This window comes from Aneurinibacillus sp. REN35 (assembly GCF_041379945.2).
Taxonomy (GTDB): domain Bacteria; phylum Bacillota; class Bacilli; order Aneurinibacillales; family Aneurinibacillaceae; genus Aneurinibacillus.
The window spans coordinates 443,713-468,474 of sequence record NZ_JBFTXJ020000003.1 but is presented as its reverse complement, the minus strand read 5'-3'; the positions used below and the strand labels follow the sequence as shown (position 1 = coordinate 468,474).

The following is a 24,762-nucleotide window of genomic DNA, read 5'->3' as shown; positions in this document are numbered from 1 at the left end:
CCACAGCTAGCGTTCTTTGAGGATAGATAATACCGCGCTATATCTAACTTTTGTGTTTCATCTTGTATTTTTTCTACGATCATTTCAACTTTGGCATCCATTTTGCTTATATTATAACGTGTTGATAAGTACTCTCTTCATTTATCACCTTCTAACCATGGAAGCGAGATGTCCACCTCTTTTGTCCCTTCTCGCTTCCGCTTTTTTTATGTGCTCCCTTGTTATGTACATATATTCCATCCACAAGCTACACAAAAACACGATCTTTCTCTAATCAAAGAGGGGATCGTGTTTTTGTGTATAGGTAAAGTCATAACCTATTGGTAAAATCTTATTGTATAAGTTATCATAGTATACATCATTGCTGAGAGGTGAACCATCTTGGAAGAAGTCGTAATTATCGGTGCGGGTCCCTGTGGGTTATCTGCCGCGCTAGAACTACAAAAAATCGGTATCGAGCCTCTTATTATCGAGAAAGAGTCCGTAGTTCACTCCATTTATTTATATCCAACAAACCTGCAATTTTTCAGCACCCCGGAGCTGCTTGAAATTGGAGGATACCCTTTTTCTACACCAAATGAGAAGCCAACAAGGCTTGAAGCATTAACATATTATCGCAATGTCGCAAACCGAAGCAATCTTCGCATCCGTCCATACCATAAGGTTACCGCGATTCACACGCAACAGGATGGATCGTATGCATTAACTGTAGAGGATCGATTCCAGAATACAAGCACCGTACTCACCAAGTATGTTGTAGTGGCGACTGGTTATTTCGATTACCCGAACATGCTCGGTATCCCCGGTGAGCAACTGCCTAAAGTTACACATTACTTCCGGGAAGCCCATCCGTATACGGGAACGAAAGTCGCTGTCATTGGTGGCAGCAACTCAGCCATTGACGCAGCTATGGAGCTGCTTAGGGTCGGAGCAGAGGTAACAGTCGTATACAGAGGAGAAACCTACTCACCAATTATCAAGCCGTGGGTTCGTCCTATCTTTGAAAGCATGGTGAATAAAGGGCGAATTCAGATGCTGTTCCGCTCATGTGTCACACATATCTCGGAGACAACGATTACTGTCGTGAAGGATGGAGCAGAACAACAAATAGACAACGACTTCGTACTTGCCCTGACTGGGTTTCACCCGGATCGAAGCATGCTGCGTGAAGTTGGTGTAGCTTTCAAAGACGATAATGAGATTCCGGTCTTTAATCCGGATACGATGGAAACGTCTTCGCCGGGAATCTATATTGCAGGCGTTATCGCCTCCGGAAAGAACGCCAACGAAGTCTTTATTGAAACAGGCCGGATGCATGGGTGCTTGATCGCAAAAGACATCGCCAATAAAATGCATAGAATGCAATAATGCATAAAAACAAGCCGATTTCCCTACCACATAGGAAATCGGCTTGTTATGTTTATGGACGATTCACAATTCGAACGATAACACGATGCTGACCAATCTTCATCTGCTCTCCTTCATTTACGTCATCAAGCAAACGAAGCGAGCGAATGAGCAGGTTTTCATGTAGTAAGTCTTCATAGCATGTAACAACCTGTTTCATTGCTTCATCCGGACTCATTTCAATATCAATCCGCAGGTTCACAGGTAGATTTAGCTTTTTACGTAACCAGCCACTTATAGCCATCATTTAGGCTGTTCGTCAGCGCCGTTTTTACATCTGCCGTGCTTGTAGCTGCATCGCTGACATCGATTACAGAAACGGTTTGTTTCGTGCCGCCTTTAAACTGTATCTCCACTTTATAACTATCTTTTAATTCCACAGCATCTAGATGAAAATTAGTCGATGTGTAAATGCTATTTTTCGTTCGTCTGATATCATTGATATTCGCGATTTCATCAATAATCTCATCTTGGATCTCCGTTTTTTGTTTATTGTTTGTTTGACCCATATTACGTCCTTTATCTCCTCTTGTACAAGGCATCCATTTTCTCCTCCTATTTAATAGAAGTAAAACGGCTTTTTGAATGTATCAAAAAGCCGTTTCTTTCATGATCTATAATCTTTCTTGCAGCTCGCGGGCTTCAGCTACTTCTTTATTTACAGCGCTTGTCGGCTGAATTGTCCATGAGTTATCTTGATTTAAAATAGCCGTCATCGAGTAGACATTTGGTTGAAACGCGATTTCAGCAGATTGTGACATTTGATCAATGTCTAATACTTCTCCTTCTGAGAAGGAACCAAATGCGATATAATATTTAGGGTGTGGTGTAAACGTCAGTATTTGATTTGGCTGGGCTTGTACAGCAAATGTTCCATTGCCGGACATACCGATTCCTACTGAAGCCTGTTTCAAAGGAATGGTGCCATCTTCATTAATTACTAAGCTACCGGCTGAAGAACTGGCCGTCTTTTGATTGGTGAATGTATACGCACCACCTTCATGTGAAAGGGTGACAGAGTTGTTTTTTGTTAGATCAGCGGGCAATACTTCATTTGCAATGAACTGAACACCAGGAACTAGTACGCCTGTCTCACTCCATACAAAGCTGTAATCAATATTCCATTTGAAGAGAACCTTCGTGTTAGGATAATTAAACTTTGTAAACCATGCCAACGACATTGCGTTATGAGTCGCTAAATTCGGATCCTGTTGAAATACACATGCGCTTCCCGAATTGGACGAGTGATTCACAAAAACTACCGAGTATTGCTGACTCATATTACTTCCTCCTCTTTCTGAAATGTACTAACAAGCTCATATTACAGAAAAAAGACCTATTTAAATAGGGTATAATTACCTATTGAATAGTCATGTTTATTTATTACCAAAAATCATCCTTCTTCCTCTTGTGAAAAAATTCACTTACATAATAACATAAATTATGACAAAAAAAGTTTGTTATCGACAATCTATTCGACAGCATTAACTTGTTACAGAACTGCTCATCAACCTTTTATAAAGCTGGACTTAGGCTATCCTGCTTCTCCTCCTAAAAACTCTTATTGGAAATAAATAGAAATATATGCAATACGGCATCCTTCGTTTCAAAAATCCTCTCCCTTATCTCCTACCATACAACCATTTTTTTTGTTTCCTAGAGCCTATTAGGTGGTAAAAAAACGTAACCAGTAAGCAGGAGGTAATACAACGATGTCCATGCAGACCACTGTTCTAGGAGAAGTTGAGTATCAAGGAGAAATATACACGGCTGTTCGAGTTATTGATGATGATATATGGAAATTAATATTTGTAAATGGTGAAGAAAGCATCATCATGCTTACCCATTGATCGTACCGACCTGTCATGGGCTATTTCTTTACGAACAGAATCCGGCATCAGCCGGGTTCTTTTTTAGGTGAAAGGGTTGAAAAAACCGTACCTTTTTGCGGCGGTTTGTCCGGAGGCTTAATTGCAAATAACGAAAGAACGGCAGCGATCACGCATATCCCCGTAACCGAAAAAAATAAAGTTTCATGAGAGAATTTTATTAAAAAGGCGAAGACAGGAGGACCAAGCGCTACACCAATAAAACGGGCGCTGTTGTATAACGATGTAATCGTTCCTCGTGCTTCCTTTTCGAACCCCTGTATAACTAAAGCATCCAGGCTAGGAAGAGCTACACCAATACCAATGCCCCCTAGGCAAAGCGCAAAAAGCAGAAGATAAATCCCATTTGAAAAACTGATCCATAATATGCTTCCAGATAAAACAATCATCCCTATAAAGGCGCACCACTTCATTATGATCTTATTCTCCCCAATTACTTTACCGGTGCTATATGAACTGATGCATAAAGCTGCTAGCGGAATGGCTAAAATGAGTCCTTTTACCACCCCTTCGATTTTATATTGATTTTCTAATATGGAGGATAAATGAAAAAGAACACCAAACAAAACAAACATAGCAATGCAGCCAATAAAAAAAATAGCATACAACCAACGACCCTCAGTCTTGAAAATATGCACAATGGATGCTTTAAACGCCTTAAAATCCTTCGCTTTTTTTTGCTCGTTCGGCGCTTTTACAAAAAAAGCTACAAGTAACGCTGAGATTAAACAAAAGACAGTTGTAGCAAAGAACGGAATGTACCACAGAAGCGATGCTAAGGAGGCCCCTAAAACCGGGCTTACTACCTTGCCGAACGTATTCGATGTTTCAATAAAGCCTAATCCTTCGCTTACTTCGCTCTTACTATGAAACATATCTCCAATCAGAGGCATAACAATTGGAAACGCACCTGCTGCGCCTACTCCCTGTAGAAACCGACCCACAAGAATCATTAAATACGGATTGGACATTTTCCAGGCTGCCCAGCCCGATAAAAGACCTCCGAGTCCAGCGATAAGGAGACTGGGAATAATAATGATTTTTCGTCCCATTCGATCGGAGAGAAATCCGGCCAAAGGAATAAACAAGATCGCCACTACAGAATAAACGGTAATCACCATACTGGCCTGCAATGGAGATATTCCCATTTTTTTCTCCATGATTGGCAGAACAGGGATCAGCATCGAATTGCCTAATGTCATAACAAGTGGAATTGACGCGGCTGAGATCAAATCCCATGTTTTTTTATCATCCATACGACTCTCCTGTTATCCAATTCTTCATCCTCCATGTAAGCACTCCCGCTTTCTTCTGTATATGAAAATGTAAACAAAAGTATCATTCCCATATCTGTTTACATGTAGGTATGTATATTTTTGTTATTTTTCCCCTTTTTTACGTATAAGAAAAGAACGGATATAAACTAAACATTATCCACCGTTGTACAAAGTATAGCTTGTCCCTTGCGATGGAAAAGTAAAAACATACAATGGATCATGCAAACAAGGAGAACAACATAAATGAAAACAATACTGCTTGGGATTTTGATTTTGCTTGTAGTAAGCCCATTTGTATATGCCAAACAAACTCCACATAACACAAGGGATCAAGGAGTCCCCGTATTGCTGTATCATCACATTTTGAAAAAGGAGGAAAATAAAAAATTCAGAAGAAATGTCGGCGTGATTACGCCTGAATTATTCGCTCGTCATATGAAAGTTCTTCACACCAATGGTTATACAACCATTACTTTGCAGGAGCTTGAACAGTTTATTCATAAGAAAAGAACAGTACCTACAAAAAGCGTTGTAATTACTTTTGATGACGGATATTTGAGCAATATTAAGTATGCCTATCCTATTTTAAAGAAATATCGGTACAAAGCCGTCCTTTTTCCGATTACAGAAAGCATAAGAAAACAGCCGGAAGTTTTTAACCCAGACAAGCTTAACTATATTAGCTGGCCTGAGCTTCCTCGATATTCGGATATATTTCAATATGAAGGACATGCGGATACGTTTCATCGAATGGTGGGAAGAAAGAGTTTTTTGCTTGCGAAGCCTTCAGAAGATGTGCTCATTGACCTTGGATTATCCAGAATGCTTCTAGATACTCATTACTTTGCCTATCCGTACGGACAATATACCAAAGATACAATACAACTGGTCAAAAAGGCAGGCTATACAATGGCATTGACGACAAAGCCCGGTAAAGTACATTCAGGAACACCACCTTTTGAAGTCCCAAGATACAGCATTCTATCCAACACAACGATCAGGCAATTTAAAAACATGGTTGGAATTCAGTAAATTGCGTACCGATTCTTTTTCAAAAATCTTATTCCGATATACACAGCCATTCCTCCACCAAATAAAGCCATGGCGCCAATTTCTTGAACGAAGATAGGAAGGGTGTGAAAGAACGCGCCCTTCATTGTACTGAGCAGAAAAAAATACAGCACTCCGGTAACAAGAATACAAATGGCTTCCCACAGCGCAGGGAATATAAGAAAAATACCATTGTTCATTTTTTTAATTTGTACTACGTTCCATATCGCTGCTACACATTCTAATGACAAAATACTGAGCGCTGCTCCTTCATATCCATACCCGGGAATGGCGACAAGAAAATAGGCGAGAATGACAGAGCACACGATTCCTAGTATAAGACCCATTATCGGCTCCTTCTCCCTCTCCTGTGACCATAGGATGGTCGTTGTTACTTCCCGGATTCCCGTAAGCAAGGGAACAGCACACAAATAACGAATGCCACGCCCAACCTCGTCATTTCCAAAGAGCAGAGTTGAAATTTCATATGCATAGAAGAAAAGAAAAAGCAGGGAAACAATCCCCCATCCCCAGGTGAGCTGGATGGTGAGACGCGACTTTCTGGAAAAAGCGTTATATTTTTTACTTTTCCAATCCTCCGCTACTTTTGACGACAGTGTATGTGAGATGGCAGCCGTTACAATTGTTGGCACATACACAGCCGTTACGGCCATTCCGGAAATCTCACCAAAAACAGCCGTCGCCTGAGTGATGCTCATGCCTCCATCCTGCAGACGATGTGGAATAATAAGGGCATCTAGAAACTCAGATACCGGGACAACCAGCCTGGTTGCCAAAATCGCCAATGCACTGTGCAGGAAAATGGGAAAGCCGATAAAAAGACTTTGTGTCGTCCTTTCATTATTACTAACTTGAAAGGACACACGCAGCGGAAACAATAAAAACAAGAGAGCACATACTGCTCCGCTAAAAGCTCCAAAGACAGCTCCACCGACAGTCCATACTTCTCCATGCATCATCCATAATGTAACCAACCCAAGCATGGTGCAGACACGAACCAATTGTTCAATCACTTCCGAACCCGCAATATACCCATAGTATTCTATCCCTTGAAGATAACCCCTGATAAGATGAAGCAGCGGAACCGTAAATAAAGCAGGCGCTATGTACTGAATCGCAACTGTCAGCTTTTGATCCCCCATAAACAGTGCAATCCTCGGAGCAAAAATATACGTCAGATACGCCGCACAGCTTCCAACGAACGCTAAGCAGACAAGCAGGATGATTGTTAAAGTTTTTCCTTTTCTTGCATCCTTAGCTGTTAACAAGGAGAGTGCGGTTGGAAATCCACCCATGATAAAGGTAAGAACCAGTCCATAAAAAGAGTAGGCCATCTGATAAAGGCCCACTCCTTCTGCTCCAAGCAGACGAAATAGCGGAATACGAATAAGCGCGCCCATCAACTTAACAACAAAAATGGCACTTGTGCGAAGTGCCAGCTGTCTGAAAAAAACAGGAATAGCCATATTTCCCCTCCGGTATTCCAAAAGAAACGTTGTCCCATGGTTAAAAATATGACGGACATTCCTTTGTTATGCCGGAGAAGATTGGCTTCAATCCTTGATATGAATCAAAATAAACGTCGTATATTGATCCCATCCTAAATCCCACGGCACGCGATAGCGGTCACCTGTATGAGAATTCACTAACAGGTATCCGTTATCATCGCGTCCTACCACAATAGAAAAGTGATCAATATCTCCCTTGAGTTCATAGCCTATTAAGTCACCGGGCTGCAATCGAGCGAGAGCACCCTGCGGATGAGACGGGCTTGGCTTCACAATGTCTGCATACGTTCCTTTTGCTACGACCCTTCCGTACCCGCTTCGAATAAGAAAGTGCTTAAAGGCATCTGTTTGCACCCATGTCGTGCTTCCCCCTCGCTTATAGCGGTAGTACCAACCGCCGCGCATCGGTAGTCCACCGCCTTCTTCCGGGTCTCCAAGCACTTGAGACGCGAAGTTGGTACAATCTCCCCCCTCGTAATGGTAATCCCGATACTTCGGATTGTACCCGTGATTATTTCCGGCGCCCCATGCGGCACCTGCATATTTGTTCGCATAGTTCACCGCCTTCTCACGATTAAATTTTTTCTTACTAGAAGACGTCTTTTGCTGTTTTTTTGAGACCAGGTCAGTATGATGCAGAACTGGCTGTACAAAATGCGACGGAATGGTGTTTGGATTCTCTTCAATCGGATCTGAATACCATTCTTTTGCCACATACCATGTGCCATTTATTTTTTTTAGTTTAATGCTATGGCGGGTGCCGACACCAAAAGATTGAGGTTTGCTCTCTTTATCAGGATATACATACGTCAACTTAAGCGTATGTACTAAAGAGATGGTGGCAGCATCTTTTTGTGCTTGTATCCGAGCAATTCGAATGCTTTGGGATGCATCCGTAAACAAAAGCCCTCTTTTTTCGGCCCATGTATGAATGTATTGAGCCCGCCGCCGTTCATGCTGAAGAGCATAGCGGCTCGTTTTTTCTTCTACACGGTAAAACTTATCTAATACAGTGGGGGTATTATGAATCAGAAGCTGTGTCCGCGCTTGGAAAAGCCGAGTAAGAAAAGAAGAAATTTCTTTCTCTAGGGCATGCTTTTCTTCAGCCAAAGCGGAAAAAGAGAAACAGAGAAACAAAAGGAAAAAAAACGGAATGGTTACTGCCCTATATGCCATTATCTATCATCGCCTTTGTTAGACTTTTCCTAAATCTTGCAGAGAAAAAATCGGCAACTTTCTATGCCGTCATCATACAGAATTGTTCCATCTCTGTATTTATCTTGTGCACATTTAGTAATTGTAATGGTAGAAATTGAAGGAAAGCTTGGTTTTATTTATTATCTCCCCTACTACAAAATCTTTGATAACCAGCAAGGATCGAGGAGAACATACAAAATAACATACCAAGGGTGTAGTGACATACATATGATTTTTACATGAAAGGAATTGCATTACATGGGAATGTCAAAGATTTTTTCGCTCAGCTTCGCAAAACTGAGCATTCTGCTTAGCGGTATTTTATTATCTGTTCTTTTTTTTTGTACTGTAACGGCCTATTCCACCCATAAGGCAGTACCCTCTTATGAAATCCGCATTAACCTCTGGCATCAGAGTCTTCAGCTTATGGAAGACGGGCGGACAATTAAACAGTTCAAGGTGGCTTCAGGTACTCGGGAAACTCCTTCCCCAGTAGGGATCTTCCGTATTACTTCAAAGGATACGGGATGGGGCGGGGGATTTGGAAGCTGCTGGCTCGGCTTAAACGTGCCATGGGGAAAATACGGGATACATGGCACAAATAAGCCGCACCTGATCGGTCAAAATGTAAGCCATGGGTGTTTTCGGATGAAGAATCGGGATATCGAAGAACTGTATGAAATCGTACCCGTGGGAACCAACGTAATCGTAGAGGGGCCGATTACCGGGCATAAGGATTTGACATATCGTGTATTGGTACGCGGTTCGCGCGGTGCATTGGTTCAATTGGTGCAGAATCGCCTGCAGGCGGCCGGCTTTTATTCTGGTACATGCCACGGCATTTTTGATCTACGTACAGAACAAGCCGTGATTCAATTTCAAAAACAAAATCACTTGCCTGTAACAAAACAAATTCATCGCCTCGATCTGCTTTTCTTGGGCATTATTGAATAATTGTATGCTGCAGAGTTTGGAGAAGCAAAACTGTACAGTCTATACCAAAGAATACATTGTCCATAATGGAGGCGGCATTAAATAATGAAGACTAAAAAAATGATCATCTATGTATGCTTACTCATCCTCTGCGCCTATTCCGCATCTCAATCGGTACATGAGCAGTATGTTGCCACAAATATGGGTCCGGCTTCCATTCATAAAGAAACAGATTATTCTTTTCAGGACATTTTTTATAACGCCAAGATTAAAGAAAAGCTGATTGCCTTCACTTTTGATGACGGTCCACACCCCGTCTATACACGCAAAGTATTAAAGACGTTAGATAAGTACCAGGCAAAGGGAACCTTTTTTGTTACGGGGCAGCGTGCAAAACGATATGGATCGATTATTAAAGAAATGAGTGAGCAAGGACATGAGATTGGAAATCATACATTTTCTCATCCTTCTATGAGGCGAATCACCGTAGAGCAATTACAGGAAGAAATCCAAAAGACCGACGCTATTATTCACTCTTTGACCGGAGAATACCCCGTGTTCTTTCGTCCTCCCGGCGGTGTAAAAAATGATATTGTGATTGAAGCGGCCCGCAGGAAAAAACATATGATTGTCATATGGTCAAGAAATCAAGATACAAGGGATTGGTCTAACCCGGGTATCAAAAACATGGTAAGGCAGGTTACACAACATGCTGAACCTGGACACATCGTATTATTTCATGACTCGGGAGTGAATCGGACACAAACCGTAAAGGCTTTGGAACAAATCCTGAATATCCTCTCCAAAAAGGGGTATAAATTTGTCACGCTGTCTGATTTAATCCATCAGGCGATAGAAGAAAATGCTCAGTAGGAGCACACAGTTATGGATGACATTTACAATTGTAAATTTTCTTCCTTAGGACATCTTAAGTAATGCGAAATACATTTTCCTATAGTGAGGTGATCGTAATGAAAAAGTTCTTCGCATTCGCACTTGCAGCATGTGTCGTAGGCTCTTCAGTTTCCGCTTTCGCTGCTACTGAGCATCACGAAAAGAAGATGCACACAAAGAGCACACATCATGCAAAACATCATGGAAAAATGCACATTAAAGAGACGAAACCACATATGCCGAAAACCGGCGCAGGTGGAGCAAGTGAAGTGGAATAATATCATGAAAAAAGAAAAAGGGGAGGCTCCCCTTTTTCTTTTTATCTCGCGAGGATAACAATGTATAGAAGCATACGCATTATTCTTTTTATCATTTTTCTATCTTCCTTCACCTCTCTCTTACTCTTTTCACATAACATACGCAGCACTCATGCCATAAACACAGCAGCTATCGTGCCAACTCGTTTGGAAATACCGTCCATTGGCTTGGTTGCACCCATTGAACCTGTAGGTATTTTAGCTAACGGACAAATGGGTGTACCCGCTTCCTTCAATAAAGCAGGAATCCTAATGCCGTGGACAAAACCAGGAGAGAAAGGAAATGCTGTCATTGCAGGTCATTTTGATCATTATACGGGTCCGGCCATTTTTTATCATTTGAGAAAGCTGCAACCAAAAGATAAAATTTTTCTGTATGACAATAAAGGTACTACGTTGGTTTTCTCCGTAAAGTCTGTCGAATCATTCAAGGTAAAAGAAGCCCCTTTAGAAAAAATTTTTGGGGCGTCGGCAAAAGCCAATCTCAACCTAATTACCTGTGCCGGTAAGTTTAACAAAAAAAAGCAAGAACACGCCCGGCGTCTTGTTGTCTTTGCTGAACTTTCTTTATGAAATTGAAATAACAAAGCCCTCCTGCCATTTCGACAGGAGGGCTTTGTTGTTACGCTTATTGTTTATGTTACAATCCACCGATAGCCATCGTTTAAGCTTTTCGTTAATGCCGCTCTAGCATCCGCAGCGCTTGTAGCCGTATCGCTTACCTCAATGACAGCAACGGTTTGTTTCGTCCCTCGTCTATACTGTATTTCCGCTTGATACCTATCTTTTCCTAATCCTTTAGCGTCTAAATGAAAATTTTCTGATGTATAAATACTATTTCTAGCTCTTTGAATGTTACCGATGTCTGTAATTTCATTAATGATATCTTCTGTAATTTCTCTTCGCAAGCTACTGTTTGTACTGCCCATATTCCGTCCTTTATCGCCTTTTGCTATAGGCATCGACTTCTCACTCCTTTTATATTATAAAAGTTGCACGCTTCTGCTACGTAGTAGAGCAAGAGATAATGATGGAGCGAACAAAATTATGTCCATCATCAGGTACGTCTTCCCACTCATCTATTCTGAGATCACCGGTAGTTTTGCATGTTGCTTTATTGCTACCCATATAAGGTACGTCAATTGATAGCGTTAGCATGCCGTACGATGACTGGCCTTTTGGCGCATGATCCTTCCATGAGCAAGAAAACTCGTATCCATTCGGACCTGAAGCAGCCTTTACTCCCACTGCTTGTACAGTCGTTTTTGGCGGAATGTTTTTAGGCTCTTTGTTTTCTTCGTTATCTGTATTCCAATCGCCCCAATGTAATTGAGGATTTACCACGATTAATTCTCGATCTGTCGCGTTTGTAATATTTAACGCAAATGTCCAGGACATTCTCTCACCTTCTTTGTATATACTATTATTTTACTTATGATAGCTATAATGAATTTTAGCCAGCTTCCATTCAGAAGCTCCAACTAATTCTACTTCTCCGTGGATATCTTCCCGATACAAAAGGGCATTTTTGCTAAAGATCCACGGCACAATGATGAGGCTTTTATCAGGTGGGGCTTCAAAAGTTTGTTCTCTTGTGTCCCGCACCTTTTGCTCTGTACTGTCTTCAACTGCGTAAGTCATCTCAAATTTTGATGTAAGATTTACAGACAGTTCTTGTTCGGCGCTCGCTGTCAACACTTCTAATGTTTTACTTGCCCCCATTTTGCTGGTAGAAGAAATAGATGACTCAAGTGACATGACAGTTTCTAGACTTCTTTTACTAGAAGTGATGGTTTCCATTTCATTTGTAACCGTTGTTTTCCCCCCTGCTCCAAGGGATTCTATTTTTTTCGTATCCGCTTCGACGCTATAAATAGCTAAGCAAAAATATTTTTTAACAGATATATTTTTTGAATACATACTTGAGTACACAGGATCTTTAATCGCTTCCCATAATCTTTTGGGAATTTCAGATACTGACGTGCGTCCGACCCATCTTCTCTCAATTGCCATTGTTTCAGGGATACATTGATTCATATCAAATACGTCAATCTCTTTGACCTTTTCAACTTCATTCCAATTTCGAATATCTCCTCTAAAAAACATCTTCTCTTGTTTCTTCGGCATGCTTATTGTAATGGAGCGAACAAAATCATGCCCATCATCAGGTATGTTCTCCCAACCTGTTATTTTAAGCTGACCTGTAGTTTTGCATGCCGCTTTATTACTTCCCCTATGGGGTACATCAACGGATAGACTTAGCACGCCGTATGGTAATTCGCCCTTTGGCGTTTTATCTTTCCATGAACAGGAAAACTCATATCCATTTGGTCCGAAGGAAGCGTTAACACCCACCGCCTGTACAGTTTCTCCTGGCAGAATATTTTTTGGTCCGTTGTTTTCTTGGTTATCCGTATTCCAGTAGCCCCAATGCAATTGTGATTGTACAACCTCTAACTCTCGATCAGTGTCATTTTTAATATGTAACAAAAACGTCCACGCCATAGGTCTCCTCCTACATTATAAGATTATCAAGTTTATCATTCTTCTATGAAGTTTTTTCGCATTTGTGAATTTAGCCTTTTATATCTGCTGCTTATCCCCCTTTCCGTAGCCTTAAAAAGACAGAGAGCAAATAGGACTATAAGGGTAATGATTGAACCATACAATATTGAATCTAAAGATCTACGACTCTTGTTTTTGATTATACATATTTGCTCTTAACAATTCCTTAACAGCTACCCGCTCTATCAAACAGTATTAAAAAAACAAAAAGCACCTCATTAAATGAAGTGCTGACAAACTTCTTCCTTTTCTTTTTTCATTTTCACGTGCTTGAGCTGCGCCACAATGATAAAGCTAATCACAACAAGCAAAAACCAAGAACTGATTTTCCCGATATGAACAATTTCCCAAGCCTCCCGTTGATTTGGATACTGCCACGCTCCCAAAAAAGTCGTAATGTTTTCCGCAATCCAAATAAAAAAGCCGATTAGAAAGAACGAAAGCACCAGCGGCATTTTATAGGTGGCTTCCTGTAAGGAAAACTGTACCGACGTACAAAAAAATACAATGAAGAGTAATACGGTTAACACCCAGCGAAAATCATACACGTAATGGTGTGTAAAAAAATTAAGATAAATCATTGCACCAAGTGCTACGGTCCATACTGCAGTTGGCCATCCATGTACTTGCAGGTGCAGCCTCCGCCACGATTGGCACATGTAGCTGGCTACGCTCGCATACATAAATCCGCTATACAGCGGAACACCCATAACCTTCGTCCAGGCAGGCTCCGGATAAGACCAAGAACCGGCATGAACTTTATAGATTTCAAGCATCAGTCCAATCAGATGAAACAAAGAAATCACTTTTAGTTCATCCTTTGTTTCCAGGCCTGTTTTATACATCACATATTGAACGAGAAGACAAATAAACAGAATGAAATCATACCGATACAGACCTGGAATATGGATCATTTTTGAAAGGGCAAGGGTTAGAAAAATAGCAACAGGAAATATACAGGACATGGCCTGTTGATAACCGAAATCATACAATCGACGCAAATATACCACGTTTTCTCCTCTCGATCCAAAAGTTCCTTTTCTATTCTTAAGAACAACACACAATAAATCTTGTTGTTAAGAAGACACCGCCCCCAATAAGCAAACTCAAGAAAACGAACATGGCAATAACCTTTTTCAAACATATTCGCCCCTTTATAAGTCTGCAACGTATGCACTTGGGATATGATACCACGGAAATTTGATTGGCTTCATCAACTATTTTTATTCCGTAATAAAGCGATCCGGAGTCCAAATAGCAACTTCATTGCCAGGAACAGCAACGACAAGCCATATTTCGTCATCAAATTGCACTCCTGCTTGCCAACATTCAAATGTATTGTGAAAACCATTCACAAAAATTGTGTATCCATTTTCCAATGTAATGAACAAATGAGGACTTTCTTTACCTCAATATCTAAATAAAATAAAAGCGTGAATTCGTATGAGAATTCACGCTACGGTATTTTGATTAGCTCTGTACATGTAACATCATAGACTGCTGCTGCAGGCTTTTGGAACGCAGACTATACGCGACCACTTTCTTTTTGTACTGTTTGAATACATCAACGTGGTCATTGTACTTGTATATAAAAAACCGAACATCTTTTTTGCCTCTCTTCATATCAATGACCAATGGAGTGCCACTGTGCGCCGGAGGAAAATCATACTGTTCCAAAAATATTGCTTCATTAAAAAGAGTAACAGCTTGCGTTTTGTCTTCACCTTCTAAGCGTTTTCCGTCAACCGTGACAGTGACGGCCGCCTCGTCAAGCTTTGGATGCAATTCAAATCTTCCGAAAATTGAACCTGCAACAGAGCTAGGAAGACATGTCAATAATATTTTAACAAACCCCATAACCACCAATGAAAGTATAAGCCAGATCGTCATTTTTTATCATGTCCTTTACGTTGTAAAATAGTATGATTACACAACCTATATTATCACAGTGCAATTAGTTATTTTATGTACATAATGTGAAACTTGATACTTAAGCTACAGATGTTCAGAGATATAAATAAGCTTCTTCATCCCTTCCTTCAGCTTATGCTCACTTACGTAAGAGTAGCTTAGGCGAATCCACTGATGCGATCCCTTTCCAGGGTCGCAGATTGATCCCGGCACAAAGGAAATTGATTGCGCTATGCTTTTTGCCAGCAATACCTCCATCGAAACCGAATCAGGTACTTTAACCCACAAATTCAACCCTCCGCTTGGACTACTCCACTCCCAATTGGTTGCAAAAAGTTCTTTTTCCATAACCGCCTTCCGGACATCAAGTGCTATTCTTAGTTTTTCAATATGCTGATGCAAGCGTTTCGATGTAAAGTAGCGAAGGAACATCTTCTGATTAAGTAAGGGTGTGCCGTTATCTGCCAGTGATTTAATGGTAAAAAGGTGGTTTATAAGAGAGGGCCTGCTGCAAAGCGCCGCAATCCGAAGACCTGGGGCAATATATTTGCTGAAGCTGCAGATATACAATACAAACCCTGCCGTATCATACGTAAATAACGGATTAGGCGGCTCCTTTTCAAAATAGATGTCACGAAAAGGATCATCTTCAACCAGAAAGCAGCGATATTTCTCTGCCAGTTCTACCAAAAGCTTGCGCTGCTCAACCGGGACCGTATAACCGGTAGGATTTTGAAATGTGGGATTCATATAAAAAAGGCGCGGTTTCCATTGCTTCATCAAAGCTTCCACCCGCTCCATATCATAGCCATCCGTCGTGATTTCAATGGGGATAATCCGAGCTCCCTGCTGTCTGAAAATATCAATTGCAGCACTATAGGTAGGCCGTTCAATTAAAACAGCGTCTCCAGGCTGGATAAAAATGCGCGAAACAAGATCAATCGCCTGCTGAGAGCCTGAGGTGATCATAACGTCTTGAATTGATAAATGAAAGTGATATTTTGCTCTGAAATACCGGACAAGTTCGGCTATAAGTTCTTCATCCCCTTGGATAGTTGAATAAGAGCTCAGCAATTTGGGGTATACATCAAAAATATCCTTCATGTACTCTGAGAAGTATCGATTCGGCAATAAATTCGGGTCAATCAACGCATAGGAAAACTGGTAGGCGGCAGGCACCCGGTGAATCTCCGATAGATGGCTCTTTTGAACGTATGAGGAGACAATCGGATAATTCAGATCTTCAAAAGGTGTGTGTGTCCCTGGATGGATATAATAGCCCGATTTATCTTTTACATATACAATGTTTTCTTCCTTCAGCAGTTGATACGCTTTTAATACCGTCAAACGATGGACTTGCAGCTTCTCAGCCAGCACCCGAACAGACGGCAGCTTCTCGTGCGCTTTCCACTCACCTCTCTGAACCCGATTCAATATGTATTCATACACTCGTTTGGATAGTGGCTGACTCTTTGTTCCCGAAGACCAATTCATTTCCATGTGACTAATCCCGCTCCCTTCAATCTGTTCTGTGATTAGACATCTGTTCTATTCTACCGTCAGTATAATGAATGCAAGGAGGCGGTACAATGATTATTGTTAATTATGCAGCAATGTGCCTTGTTTTCGGCACAACATTTTTAGCCATTAAAGTGGGGATTGATGCGGGTGCACCTCCCTTCTTCTCGGCGGGTCTTCGCTTTTTTCTGGCAGGAATCATCCTTTTACTGTGGATGGTATGGAAAAAGAAAGCTACGTTCTCATTATTGCTCCATAAAGAAATGTGGCTCACTGGAATGGGCTTAACCTTCGGGACATTCGCCACGCTTTATTGGGCTGAGCAGTATGTTTCTTCCGGAGCAGCAGCGATCCTTTCCGCGACGGCGCCTTTAATGATCTTACTTATACAGGCAGCCATTCTTCGTGAAAGCGTCTCACGTCATGCAAGATTCGGTTGTATCATCGGATTTTCTGGTGTTATTATTCTCGTTCTGCCGCATATTTCCGTACAATTCAATATCTACTCTACACTTGGCTTTATAGCCATACTTCTGGGGCAAATGTTTTATTCTTCAGGAACATTGTATTCAAAAAAAGTCATCAAAAACTTTGCCGATACTTCCCCTATCGCTTTAAATGCCGCGCAGATGATGCATGGAGGCATAATGCTGATCGCCCTGTCTTTGCTAACCGAGACCGTATCTTTAGAGACGCTGCTCTCACCTGGCGCGATAGCTTCTCTATTCTATCTGACCGTTATAGGCTCCATGGTCGGCCACACTCTTTTTTACTGGCTGATAGCGAAAACAAATCCACTCTTTCCTACCACCTGGCTTTATATTTCGCCTATTATAGCGATGACATTGGGAATTACCCTGTATAATGAGGCTTTTTCGTGGTTTAGCATCACGGGGAGTATGACGATTCTTACAGGCATTATTGTATTAAATCTTGACACACTGAGACAATTACTCGGACGTAGAAAACTGTGGATTTAATTATTTTGGTTTTTTACTCCCCACTCACATAATTCTTCCAAAACAGGTAACAGCGTTTCTGCTTTATCTGTGAGACTGTACTCAACTTTAGGTGGAACTTGAGGATACTCTTTCCGTTGCACCAGTCCATCCGCTTCCAATTCCTTTAGTTGTGAACTCAATGTTTTAAAAGTAATAGCGCCTATTTGTCTTTTCAGTTCATTAAAACGAACCGGTTGGTTTTCTGCTAAAAGGTAGATAATAACCATCTTCCATTTACCACCGATAACTGACATTGTATAACCAAAAGGCGTGTCTTGAATATTTTTAACTTTACCTTTATATTCAGCCATACTCATATGTACACTATCCTTTCGGGTAGTACCTATCAAAAAAGTGCGTACTACTTTTTTATTTGTGCTCAGTTTATACTCAACTTACTTTGAAGTAAAGGAGAGAAAAAATGACGACGACTAAAACCTACAATCACGGTGTTGCATGGGAAGAAGCTTATGGTCTCACCCAGGGTTACAGCGTTAACGGCACCATCTACATTTCAGGTCAATTCTCCCACGATATGCAGGGCGCATTCGTTGGCGAGGGTGATTTTGAGGCACAGGCCCAGCAAACGCTGAAGAACCTTGATTGCGTTCTGGAGGGGTTTGGTGTAACAAGATCGAACATCGCTGAAATGGAGATCTTTCTGACAAACCCGCAAGAGCATTTCGAGCAGTGCGTCGTTCTGTTCAAGGAGTATGTGGGCAGCCATCGGCCGGCCGGTACCCTCATCGGCGTGTCAGGTCTGGCGTTCCCTCACCAACTAATTGAAATCCGCGCAGTCGCACACACCGACTAACTACACTTTATTTTAAAACCTGGGCAGGATACATTCTACATTTTAGTTTTTTAGGTGATTATTGAAGTAAGCGAAAAATTAAAGCCGGCATCCTCGCCGGTTTTAATTTTTATTTAAAAATTTATGTATTGTAAATACCGTAATCCATATTAAAAACACTAAGGAAAAAATGAAGGACATAGGTATCAATATAAGATGCGCACCATCCTTGGCACTTTCCGTAAAAACAACAGCAATAAAGGCTGCGATAGCAACTTGAAAGGCGGAAATAAACGGTAAAAAAAGCTTGCTAATAGCATGTTTTAAATACAACAAAAAATTAATTATCATCACTATTAAAAAATAATCAACAGTATCACTTCTATACCCATAGCCGCCCCTTTTTCCTTTATTATACATTCGCTTTTACTTTTTCACGATTACTTATAGAAAATAAAAGTATGTCCAGCCCTCATCGGATATGTGTCGGCTGCTCTCTATCTGCTTATCCTCAACTCTTTTTTGTGCAGCCTCCCAAATAATATTTTGCAAAACGATATTTGCATGACGTCTTCTCTTGCTCATGGTAAAATATTGATACTCCGTAGTCGCTACCAATGCAGAAACTGCCAATCTAGAAAGGATACTTTTATTAAATATGAGGTGATATATGATTGAGCTATTAGAAGCTATACTTCATGCCGTTGCTTTGTTTTTCCGTGTTCTATATCGTCTTCTTTTTAACCCCTTTATAGAATTTCTGCTCAACATTTGGAGCCTATTTCCGCTTCGGGAAAATAAGAAGAAAAAGGATTTATAAGAAACGTTATTTCCTCTTCCACTACTTCATCTGATCTACTTCCACGGATTAAGCTTTCCATCAATGAACTGCAAGCCCGTGCTCTTTGTAAAGACGCCGCGCCTGACTCATCATCATTCGCGATTTTTCGATGCGCCCGAAGTCCGACCACCTTTGCCAATTCTCTGTATTCTTGGGCGACCAGTTTCGAAGTGCCAACGTCTTGAGAAAGTGTATAGAGTAGATGAACAAAACAGGCGAAAAACCCCTGATATTGCTGGGTTCTTCGCTTTTATTCTTTTACCTAAGCTGATTTAATTACATGAAGCTAACCCTTCCGATTTGGCTCTCACTACAATGGTTTTTTCGTTGGGAGAAAATAGCTGTCTTATTTAACAATTTGAATGTAAATATAGAGGAGGATTGCATGAATACGATTCTAGAAAACTATGATCAAATGAAATATCCTACCGATTTACGCATGGTATTTGATGCATTTGAAGGGAAACAGAAAAAATTTAATTGGCTGCTGACAAATTTAGAGCTACATTATGAACCAGAAGAAATTTTATATAACAACAGCCGAACAGCTGCTTGGATTACTGGTGAAGAACTGACTCGTATTGTTTATCAGTACAAAATCCAATTCATTTGGGGCGTATTATCAGGTTTTAAGAAAGACATAACCATCGATCTAGACAATCTGGATGTTGAGCCTTTTGCCGATGGCAACCGTGGCTTCTGGATAGCAGCACCCCAAATCCAACATCCCCTTGCTACGGTTGAGTTAGTATGCTGGGACTCTACATTAACTTTATTACTCAGTAAAGATGAAGATTTGACAGATAAGTTTCGCAGGTATTTTGTAGGGACAGAGGATTTAGACCAGCATAATACGAAGTATTTATAATCTCATATTCACGATATTTAACAAGAGAGTTTCCTGTGTGAGTACTTCTAAAAAATGCGCGTGTAACCTGAATGCCTCTAAGATCATGTCGTGAATCGCTCTTGCAACCAATTCTTCTTCATTTTCGATCACTCAGTGTAGTATGACTTCACCTTCTTCCTTTAGTGTACCTATCCCATTTTGGCTATATAAAGTAAATTGCTTTGGAATTGTTCCAATAGTTGCTGGATTATTTGGCACTACGCAGCATCCAAGAAATTAATCTGCACTATTCTTGAACCTACAGTAACAGGGTTTAAATTATATTCTTTATTTTAAAAACAAGTGCTTTTTGACCTCCTAAAAGGGCTGTCTCTTTAACTCTTACTGAAGAAAACCTGAATCGTTCTGTTACTCATGTATTCTCAGGCTGTCGAGAAGGTCTCGGCAGCTGAAAGGGGGTATAGAATTACGCCTTTACAAACTTCCCTTGTTTCCTAATCTCCTTGATTACCCAGTCCCCTAGTTGGCGAGTATTACGCGGCTTTCCGTATGAATTTGTTTCTTCTACGCCAAGAACCAACTCCTTGTTTATCCGTTTCAATGCTGGCATGGCTTTTTCTTCAATGTTATGGCTTGTATTGTATACCTTAACTGTATAGTTCATATATTGGTCAATCCGATATTGCGCATCAGATAATTGTACAACCACACTATCTCTCAACTCCCCTAGCTCCGTTGGTGTTTTTGAATAACTTCGCTTCACTCTTTGAGCTTCCGAAGTTTGTCCCACAAATCGCGGAACCAAAGTCTTAAGGCCCGTCTCTTTATTTACATATTGTTTGACTTCAATCCCTAACACTTCAACAGAACTCATATTTCCGTTGAGAAACTCAATGATCCGGCGTAATTCTTGAGGAATGTCGTCTGCAATAAATATCAACCGAATCTTGTTCGCTTGTAGATTTGTTTCCGCATTTTACCAAAACATGTCGTAATCCACATTATCTGCGATAAACTCATGAAACCGCTCTTCCGGATCTTCATGTCTCCGTTCAAATCGTGCTCGAATTTTCTCAATCGGCAAGTATACTACTGCGTTTGAGGCATAATCTAACATTTGTCCGACAACCTCACGCCTAATACGTGTATCGCTGCTGCGTTTAACCTCGACGACGGTTAAAATAGCGTCTTGATCTACAAACAAATGATCAATTGCCCATCTATCACCACCGTCTTCTATAGACGCTAGACCCATCTCGCGTGAAATTAAAAGAAAACGCCGAGGCGACGTATTTACAAACTGGTCACCAGCAAGAAGCTCAGGATGCTCTGCAATTAGATACTGTAGAAACTCCTCAGATTGAAAAGGCTGTTGTCTCATGTCAACGACCTGACCATTATCTTGAAGCAGAAAAATTCCGCCACTCATATTTTCCCCTCCATAATCCTAAAATGCCCCTTCACTTCATGACGGTACAGCCTCTTTCTTCTGTTTTAGGCTTACCTTGAACTTACAATGCGGATACCCCGAGCATCCCAGGAATGTCCCATACTGCCCGTTGCGCTCTACTAACGGGCTGTTACAACTCGGACATATCCCATTCTCCACTTGCTCTGTACGCTTCTGAATGTCAACAACATGCTGCTCTCGCGCTTTCTCACCCTTGATATTTGCTTCCCGCAGAACATCTGCCGTCTTATATACTTGCTCAACGGGCATTTTTCGCTCTGTATGCTTCTGGATCGCAGACAGAAGATCATTCTCCCGTACCACGATTGCTTTTGTCGCTTCTACTTCTACATCCTTCGTCCCGACGAATACAACAATAGAGATGAACGGTAGTGATCTATCCATATCATTCAGTACAGCCCGCAGCGCCTTAAGATGTCCTTCGTTCTGCTTAATTGGATTGTAAAACTCATGCCGCTGACCATTCTTCAAAAACTGAACCCAGTTCTTTGCGTCCTCGTAGCCTTTGATATAACTGTTGTACGCTTTCGTTTCCAAGATGAAGATACCGTATGGAGATAATACGATATGGTCGATCTGTGAAGTGCGTCCGCTGTTTCCCTGGATCATGACGTCATGTAGACTTATGTACTCATCTCCCAGCCGTGAGAGGATGTCTTGTACAATTGCTTCCCCCATCCGACCTTTACGTTCGGCTTTTTCATTTGAGTAATCCGGCGCTCTGTGGCGCTTCCCCTTTTTCTTTCCGGCAGATTTGATTTGTGCCAGGATAAAGAGCAGTAAAATGATCCCGCATAGTAAAATGTACTCCACTGATGTTGCACCCCTTTCTGCTAATCTTGTAAGTTGCTTCTCTGATTTCTATGAATTATCTACTACTAATTTACATTATCTATGTCTAATTTCCTATATTTTATTTATAATATTTGGGATTTGGGTATAATTTGGTAATATAATCTAACTCTAGAGATACTGAATCGAAAAAGAGGAAATAGGGAGGTACGTCCATGGGAACATCAAAAAGAAATATAAATAAAAATAGTCCCCAGATCGATTCGAACAAGCCTTCCAAACAGCCAAGAAAAAATCAATGTGAGCAAAATGTGAGCATTTTCGATTTTCTGCTGTTCCTTATCAAAATAAAGAACCGGAAAACCCTTGGTATTCCTAGGCTTTCCGGTTCTTGTCTATCATACGTGATTCAGATGTGATTACATGACTCGCTTAAACATCTTCTCAATATCATACGTGGAAAAATGAATGATAATGGGACGACCATGTGGACACGTAAACGGACTGGTTGTACGACGTAGCCGCTCAATCAGCGCCTCCATCTCGGCATGGTTTAAATACCGATTTGCCTTGATCGCCGCTTTGCAGGACATCGTAATAGCCGCCGCTTCACGCAGCTTTACTACGTCAATACCTTTTCTTGATGTCAGCACCATCTCTACCATCTCGCGCAGAATCGCCTCTTCCTCCCCACGCGGCAGCCAGCGCGGATGAGAGCGAATGATATAGCTGTTCGTGCCAAACGGCTCCATATGAACCCCTACGTGCTCAAACCATTCCCGCCCTTCCTCTACAGCAGCCGCTTCCGCCACTGTCAACTCCAGCGTAATCGGAATGAGGAGATCCTGGCTCTCAATAGCTTCCTGACGAAGCTTATTGAGGAAGTATTCATAGAAGATTCTTTCCTGAGCTGCATGCTGGTCAATCATAAACATCCCATCCTGATTTTGTGCGAGAATGTACGTACCGTGCAGTTGTCCAAGCGGATACATCTCTGGTACGCGCGGTGTAGAAGTACGTTCTGCTGCTTCTTCCATCTCCCGTGCTGGCGCTGCGTCCGCAGAAGCAGGCGCTTCTACAGCCTCCATCTTCTGTTCTGCAACATATCCCGAACCCGGTTCAGTCTGATACAGACTTGCTTCCGCCTCTACCGTCTCTGTGCGTTTGACCTCATAGGAATGAGTACGGCGCTCCTCCACGCTTTGTTCCGCTTCCAACTGGCTATGTGCTGCGGACATATCATCGGTTTGCGTAGACCATGGAGAGGCGGGCATCCTCATGGCATCCATCTCTTCTTCAAGCGGATCTGTTCTCTTGTACGAAGGTTCACGTACAGAAGCTGTTTGCGGTGGTTGCGCTGCCTGCGTTCTCCACTCCTGAGACATAGAAGCGGCGGCTCCCTCACTTCGATTTTCCTTATCCGGTACAAATAACGTCCAATCCATTGATGCTTGATACTCATTATTTTTAGGTCGTGGACTGGATGAAGCAGAACGTTGTGCACTGGGTTCGGGAATTAATTTCTGCCCGCTCCACACCCGACGGACCTCCTGTTCGATAAAAGCATAGAGCTCCTGGTCTTTACTAAAGCGCACTTCTAGCTTCGCCGGATGAACATTCACATCGACTAATGTAGGTTCCATCTCAATCGACAGCACAGCAATCGGATACCTGTTGATCGGCAGCAGCGTATGATAACCGCGTAGAATCGCCCCTGCCACGCCCATGCTGCGGACATAGCGGCCGTTAATCAGCGTCGAGATATACGAACGGCTGGCTCGGGTAATTTCCGGCTTTGCAAGATAGCCGCGCACTGTAAAGTCAAGCGACTCCGCCTTGATTTCGACCATATTGCGAGCAATATTCATGCCGTAAACGGCCGCAATCACGTGAAGCAGTTTCCCATCGCCTGATGTGCGCAACAGCTGCTTCTGATTATGCGTCAGCAGAAATGCGATATCCGGATGCGACAGCGCCAATCGATTCATTACATCTGAGACATGTCCAACTTCCGTGTGAATCGTCTTCATGTATTTGAGCCTAGCTGGCGTATTATAAAATAAATCAGCTACGACTACCTCCGTGCCGCGAGGAAATGCCGTCGGTTCGCATACTTCTTCCGCACCTCCGACAATGCGAATGCGAGTTCCGCCCTTCTCGCCTTGCGGTGTGCTTTTGACTTCTGTCCTAGAGACCGCAGCAATGCTTGGCAGCGCCTCCCCGCGAAATCCTAGTGTCCGAATATGAGCCAGGTCACGCTCCCGCTTCAGCTTGCTGGTCGCATGCCGCTCAAACGCCAAACGCACATCCGCTTCATCCATGCCATAGCCATTATCAACCACGCGGATGGAAGCAAGACCCCCTTCTTCGAGATGAACCTCGATCCGCGTGCTTCCTGCATCAATTGCATTTTCCACCAGTTCTTTCACGACGGAAGCAGGCCTCTCGACAACCTCCCCCGCCGCAATTAAGTTCGCCAATTGGGCATCCATTACCTGAATGTGTGCCACGGACATCCCCTCCTTGC

The 24,762-nt window shown here is 41.9% G+C and carries 27 protein-coding genes and 1 pseudogene; 10 read left to right on the top strand and 18 right to left on the bottom strand.

The window, feature by feature from the left end:
- The first annotated feature begins 381 nt into the window (after positions 1-381).
- Positions 382-1,368 (top strand): YpdA family putative bacillithiol disulfide reductase, encoded by a 987-nt coding sequence (locus AB3351_RS08780; RefSeq protein ID WP_371146749.1) that lies wholly within the window; start codon positions 382-384, stop codon positions 1,366-1,368.
- A gap of 52 nt (positions 1,369-1,420) precedes the next feature.
- Here AB3351_RS08780 and AB3351_RS08775 read toward each other — a convergent pair whose 3' ends face one another.
- The 3 genes from AB3351_RS08775 to AB3351_RS08765 all read right to left on the bottom strand — a co-directional run bounded on the left by AB3351_RS08775 (position 1,421) and on the right by AB3351_RS08765 (position 2,687).
- Positions 1,421-1,654, bottom strand: a complete 234-nt coding sequence (locus AB3351_RS08775) for a hypothetical protein (protein ID WP_371146748.1) — start codon at positions 1,652-1,654, stop codon at positions 1,421-1,423.
- Complete coding sequence (locus AB3351_RS08770) at positions 1,626-1,949, bottom strand: hypothetical protein (RefSeq protein WP_371146747.1); 324 nt, start codon at positions 1,947-1,949, stop codon at positions 1,626-1,628. Before AB3351_RS08770 ends, AB3351_RS08775 begins: the two co-directional genes overlap by 29 nt.
- A gap of 72 nt (positions 1,950-2,021) precedes the next feature.
- The gene (locus AB3351_RS08765; protein ID WP_371146746.1) at positions 2,022-2,687 is read right to left on the bottom strand and encodes a hypothetical protein; all 666 of its coding nucleotides are present in this window, start codon (positions 2,685-2,687) and stop codon (positions 2,022-2,024) included.
- Between the two features lie 432 nt (positions 2,688-3,119).
- On the opposite strand from AB3351_RS08765, the gene AB3351_RS08760 reads away from it, so the two are divergent.
- A complete protein-coding gene (locus AB3351_RS08760) occupies positions 3,120-3,257 on the top strand; it encodes a hypothetical protein (protein ID WP_371146745.1) in 138 nt (45 codons plus the stop codon).
- Positions 3,258-3,304: 47 nt separating this feature from the next.
- On the opposite strand, the gene AB3351_RS08755 is transcribed toward AB3351_RS08760, so the two are convergent.
- Positions 3,305-4,552, bottom strand: coding sequence for an MFS transporter (locus AB3351_RS08755; protein WP_371146744.1), 1,248 nt, complete (start codon positions 4,550-4,552; stop codon positions 3,305-3,307).
- Between the two features lie 264 nt (positions 4,553-4,816).
- On the opposite strand from AB3351_RS08755, the gene AB3351_RS08750 reads away from it, so the two are divergent.
- Positions 4,817-5,605 (top strand): polysaccharide deacetylase family protein, encoded by a 789-nt coding sequence (locus AB3351_RS08750; protein ID WP_371146743.1) that lies wholly within the window; start codon positions 4,817-4,819, stop codon positions 5,603-5,605.
- Here the strand turns inward: AB3351_RS08750 and AB3351_RS08745 are convergent.
- On the bottom strand, positions 5,599-7,110 hold the full coding sequence (locus AB3351_RS08745) for an oligosaccharide flippase family protein (RefSeq protein WP_371146742.1): 1,512 nt from the start codon (positions 7,108-7,110) through the stop codon (positions 5,599-5,601). The genes AB3351_RS08750 and AB3351_RS08745 overlap by 7 nt on opposite strands.
- Positions 7,111-7,197: 87 nt before the next feature.
- Entirely contained in the window at positions 7,198-8,328 is a 1,131-nt protein-coding gene (locus tag AB3351_RS08740) for an amidase domain-containing protein (protein ID WP_371146741.1), read from the bottom strand.
- 279 nt (positions 8,329-8,607) lie between these two features.
- On the opposite strand from AB3351_RS08740, the gene AB3351_RS08735 reads away from it, so the two are divergent.
- The 4 genes from AB3351_RS08735 (at position 8,608) to AB3351_RS08720 (ending at position 11,066) form a co-directional block, all read left to right on the top strand.
- Complete coding sequence (locus AB3351_RS08735; protein ID WP_371146740.1) at positions 8,608-9,303, top strand: L,D-transpeptidase family protein; 696 nt, start codon at positions 8,608-8,610, stop codon at positions 9,301-9,303.
- Between the two features lie 84 nt (positions 9,304-9,387).
- On the top strand, positions 9,388-10,155 hold the full coding sequence (locus AB3351_RS08730; protein WP_371146739.1) for a polysaccharide deacetylase family protein: 768 nt from the start codon (positions 9,388-9,390) through the stop codon (positions 10,153-10,155).
- Positions 10,156-10,217: 62 nt separating this feature from the next.
- Positions 10,218-10,454: a hypothetical protein gene (locus AB3351_RS08725; protein WP_373270231.1), complete on the top strand. Its 237-nt coding sequence runs from the start codon at positions 10,218-10,220 to the stop codon at positions 10,452-10,454.
- A 60-nt stretch (positions 10,455-10,514) separates the two neighbouring features.
- Positions 10,515-11,066, top strand: a complete 552-nt coding sequence (locus AB3351_RS08720; RefSeq protein ID WP_371146737.1) for a class F sortase — start codon at positions 10,515-10,517, stop codon at positions 11,064-11,066.
- Between the two features lie 62 nt (positions 11,067-11,128).
- Here AB3351_RS08720 and AB3351_RS08715 read toward each other — a convergent pair whose 3' ends face one another.
- The 7 genes and pseudogenes from AB3351_RS08715 to AB3351_RS08685 all read right to left on the bottom strand — a co-directional run bounded on the left by AB3351_RS08715 (position 11,129) and on the right by AB3351_RS08685 (position 16,469).
- Positions 11,129-11,455 (bottom strand): hypothetical protein, encoded by a 327-nt coding sequence (locus AB3351_RS08715; protein ID WP_371146736.1) that lies wholly within the window; start codon positions 11,453-11,455, stop codon positions 11,129-11,131.
- A 43-nt stretch (positions 11,456-11,498) separates the two neighbouring features.
- Entirely contained in the window at positions 11,499-11,891 is a 393-nt protein-coding gene (locus tag AB3351_RS08710) for a hypothetical protein (protein WP_371146735.1), read from the bottom strand.
- A 30-nt stretch (positions 11,892-11,921) separates the two neighbouring features.
- Positions 11,922-12,998 carry a hypothetical protein gene (locus AB3351_RS08705; RefSeq protein ID WP_371146734.1) on the bottom strand — a complete coding sequence of 359 codons (1,077 nt, stop codon included), beginning with the start codon at positions 12,996-12,998 and terminating at the stop codon, positions 11,922-11,924.
- A gap of 278 nt (positions 12,999-13,276) precedes the next feature.
- Positions 13,277-14,068, bottom strand: a complete 792-nt coding sequence (locus AB3351_RS08700; protein WP_371146733.1) for a DUF817 domain-containing protein — start codon at positions 14,066-14,068, stop codon at positions 13,277-13,279.
- Positions 14,069-14,281: 213 nt separating this feature from the next.
- Positions 14,282-14,461, bottom strand: a pseudogene (locus AB3351_RS08695) (hypothetical protein); the annotation flags it as partial.
- A gap of 67 nt (positions 14,462-14,528) precedes the next feature.
- The gene (locus tag AB3351_RS08690) at positions 14,529-14,948 is read right to left on the bottom strand and encodes a YfmQ family protein (protein ID WP_371146732.1); all 420 of its coding nucleotides are present in this window, start codon (positions 14,946-14,948) and stop codon (positions 14,529-14,531) included.
- A 105-nt stretch (positions 14,949-15,053) separates the two neighbouring features.
- On the bottom strand, positions 15,054-16,469 hold the full coding sequence (locus tag AB3351_RS08685) for an aminotransferase-like domain-containing protein (RefSeq protein WP_371146731.1): 1,416 nt from the start codon (positions 16,467-16,469) through the stop codon (positions 15,054-15,056).
- Positions 16,470-16,558: 89 nt separating this feature from the next.
- Between AB3351_RS08685 and AB3351_RS08680 the strand changes: the two genes are divergently transcribed.
- Positions 16,559-17,467, top strand: a complete 909-nt coding sequence (locus AB3351_RS08680; protein WP_371146730.1) for a DMT family transporter — start codon at positions 16,559-16,561, stop codon at positions 17,465-17,467.
- On the opposite strand, the gene AB3351_RS08675 is transcribed toward AB3351_RS08680, so the two are convergent.
- Complete coding sequence (locus tag AB3351_RS08675) at positions 17,464-17,805, bottom strand: winged helix-turn-helix transcriptional regulator (RefSeq protein WP_371146729.1); 342 nt, start codon at positions 17,803-17,805, stop codon at positions 17,464-17,466. The two genes, AB3351_RS08680 and AB3351_RS08675, sit on opposite strands and share 4 nt — an antisense overlap.
- Before the next feature lie 104 nt (positions 17,806-17,909).
- Between AB3351_RS08675 and AB3351_RS08670 the strand changes: the two genes are divergently transcribed.
- Both AB3351_RS08670 and AB3351_RS08665 read left to right on the top strand, forming a co-directional pair.
- Positions 17,910-18,302, top strand: coding sequence for a RidA family protein (locus tag AB3351_RS08670; protein ID WP_371146728.1), 393 nt, complete (start codon positions 17,910-17,912; stop codon positions 18,300-18,302).
- A gap of 1,205 nt (positions 18,303-19,507) precedes the next feature.
- Positions 19,508-19,990 carry a hypothetical protein gene (locus tag AB3351_RS08665; RefSeq protein WP_371146727.1) on the top strand — a complete coding sequence of 161 codons (483 nt, stop codon included), beginning with the start codon at positions 19,508-19,510 and terminating at the stop codon, positions 19,988-19,990.
- Between the two features lie 448 nt (positions 19,991-20,438).
- Here the strand turns inward: AB3351_RS08665 and AB3351_RS08660 are convergent, their stop codons facing one another.
- The 4 genes from AB3351_RS08660 to mutL all read right to left on the bottom strand — a co-directional run bounded on the left by AB3351_RS08660 (position 20,439) and on the right by mutL (position 24,745).
- A complete protein-coding gene (locus AB3351_RS08660; protein WP_371146726.1) occupies positions 20,439-20,735 on the bottom strand; it encodes a hypothetical protein in 297 nt (98 codons plus the stop codon).
- Positions 20,736-20,948: 213 nt separating this feature from the next.
- Entirely contained in the window at positions 20,949-21,401 is a 453-nt protein-coding gene (locus tag AB3351_RS08655; RefSeq protein WP_371146725.1) for a hypothetical protein, read from the bottom strand.
- Between the two features lie 36 nt (positions 21,402-21,437).
- Positions 21,438-22,256, bottom strand: a complete 819-nt coding sequence (locus AB3351_RS08650; protein ID WP_371146724.1) for an NERD domain-containing protein — start codon at positions 22,254-22,256, stop codon at positions 21,438-21,440.
- Positions 22,257-22,654: 398 nt separating this feature from the next.
- Positions 22,655-24,745, bottom strand: coding sequence for a DNA mismatch repair endonuclease MutL (mutL, locus tag AB3351_RS08645; protein WP_371146723.1), 2,091 nt, complete (start codon positions 24,743-24,745; stop codon positions 22,655-22,657).
- Positions 24,746-24,762 lie beyond the last annotated feature (17 nt).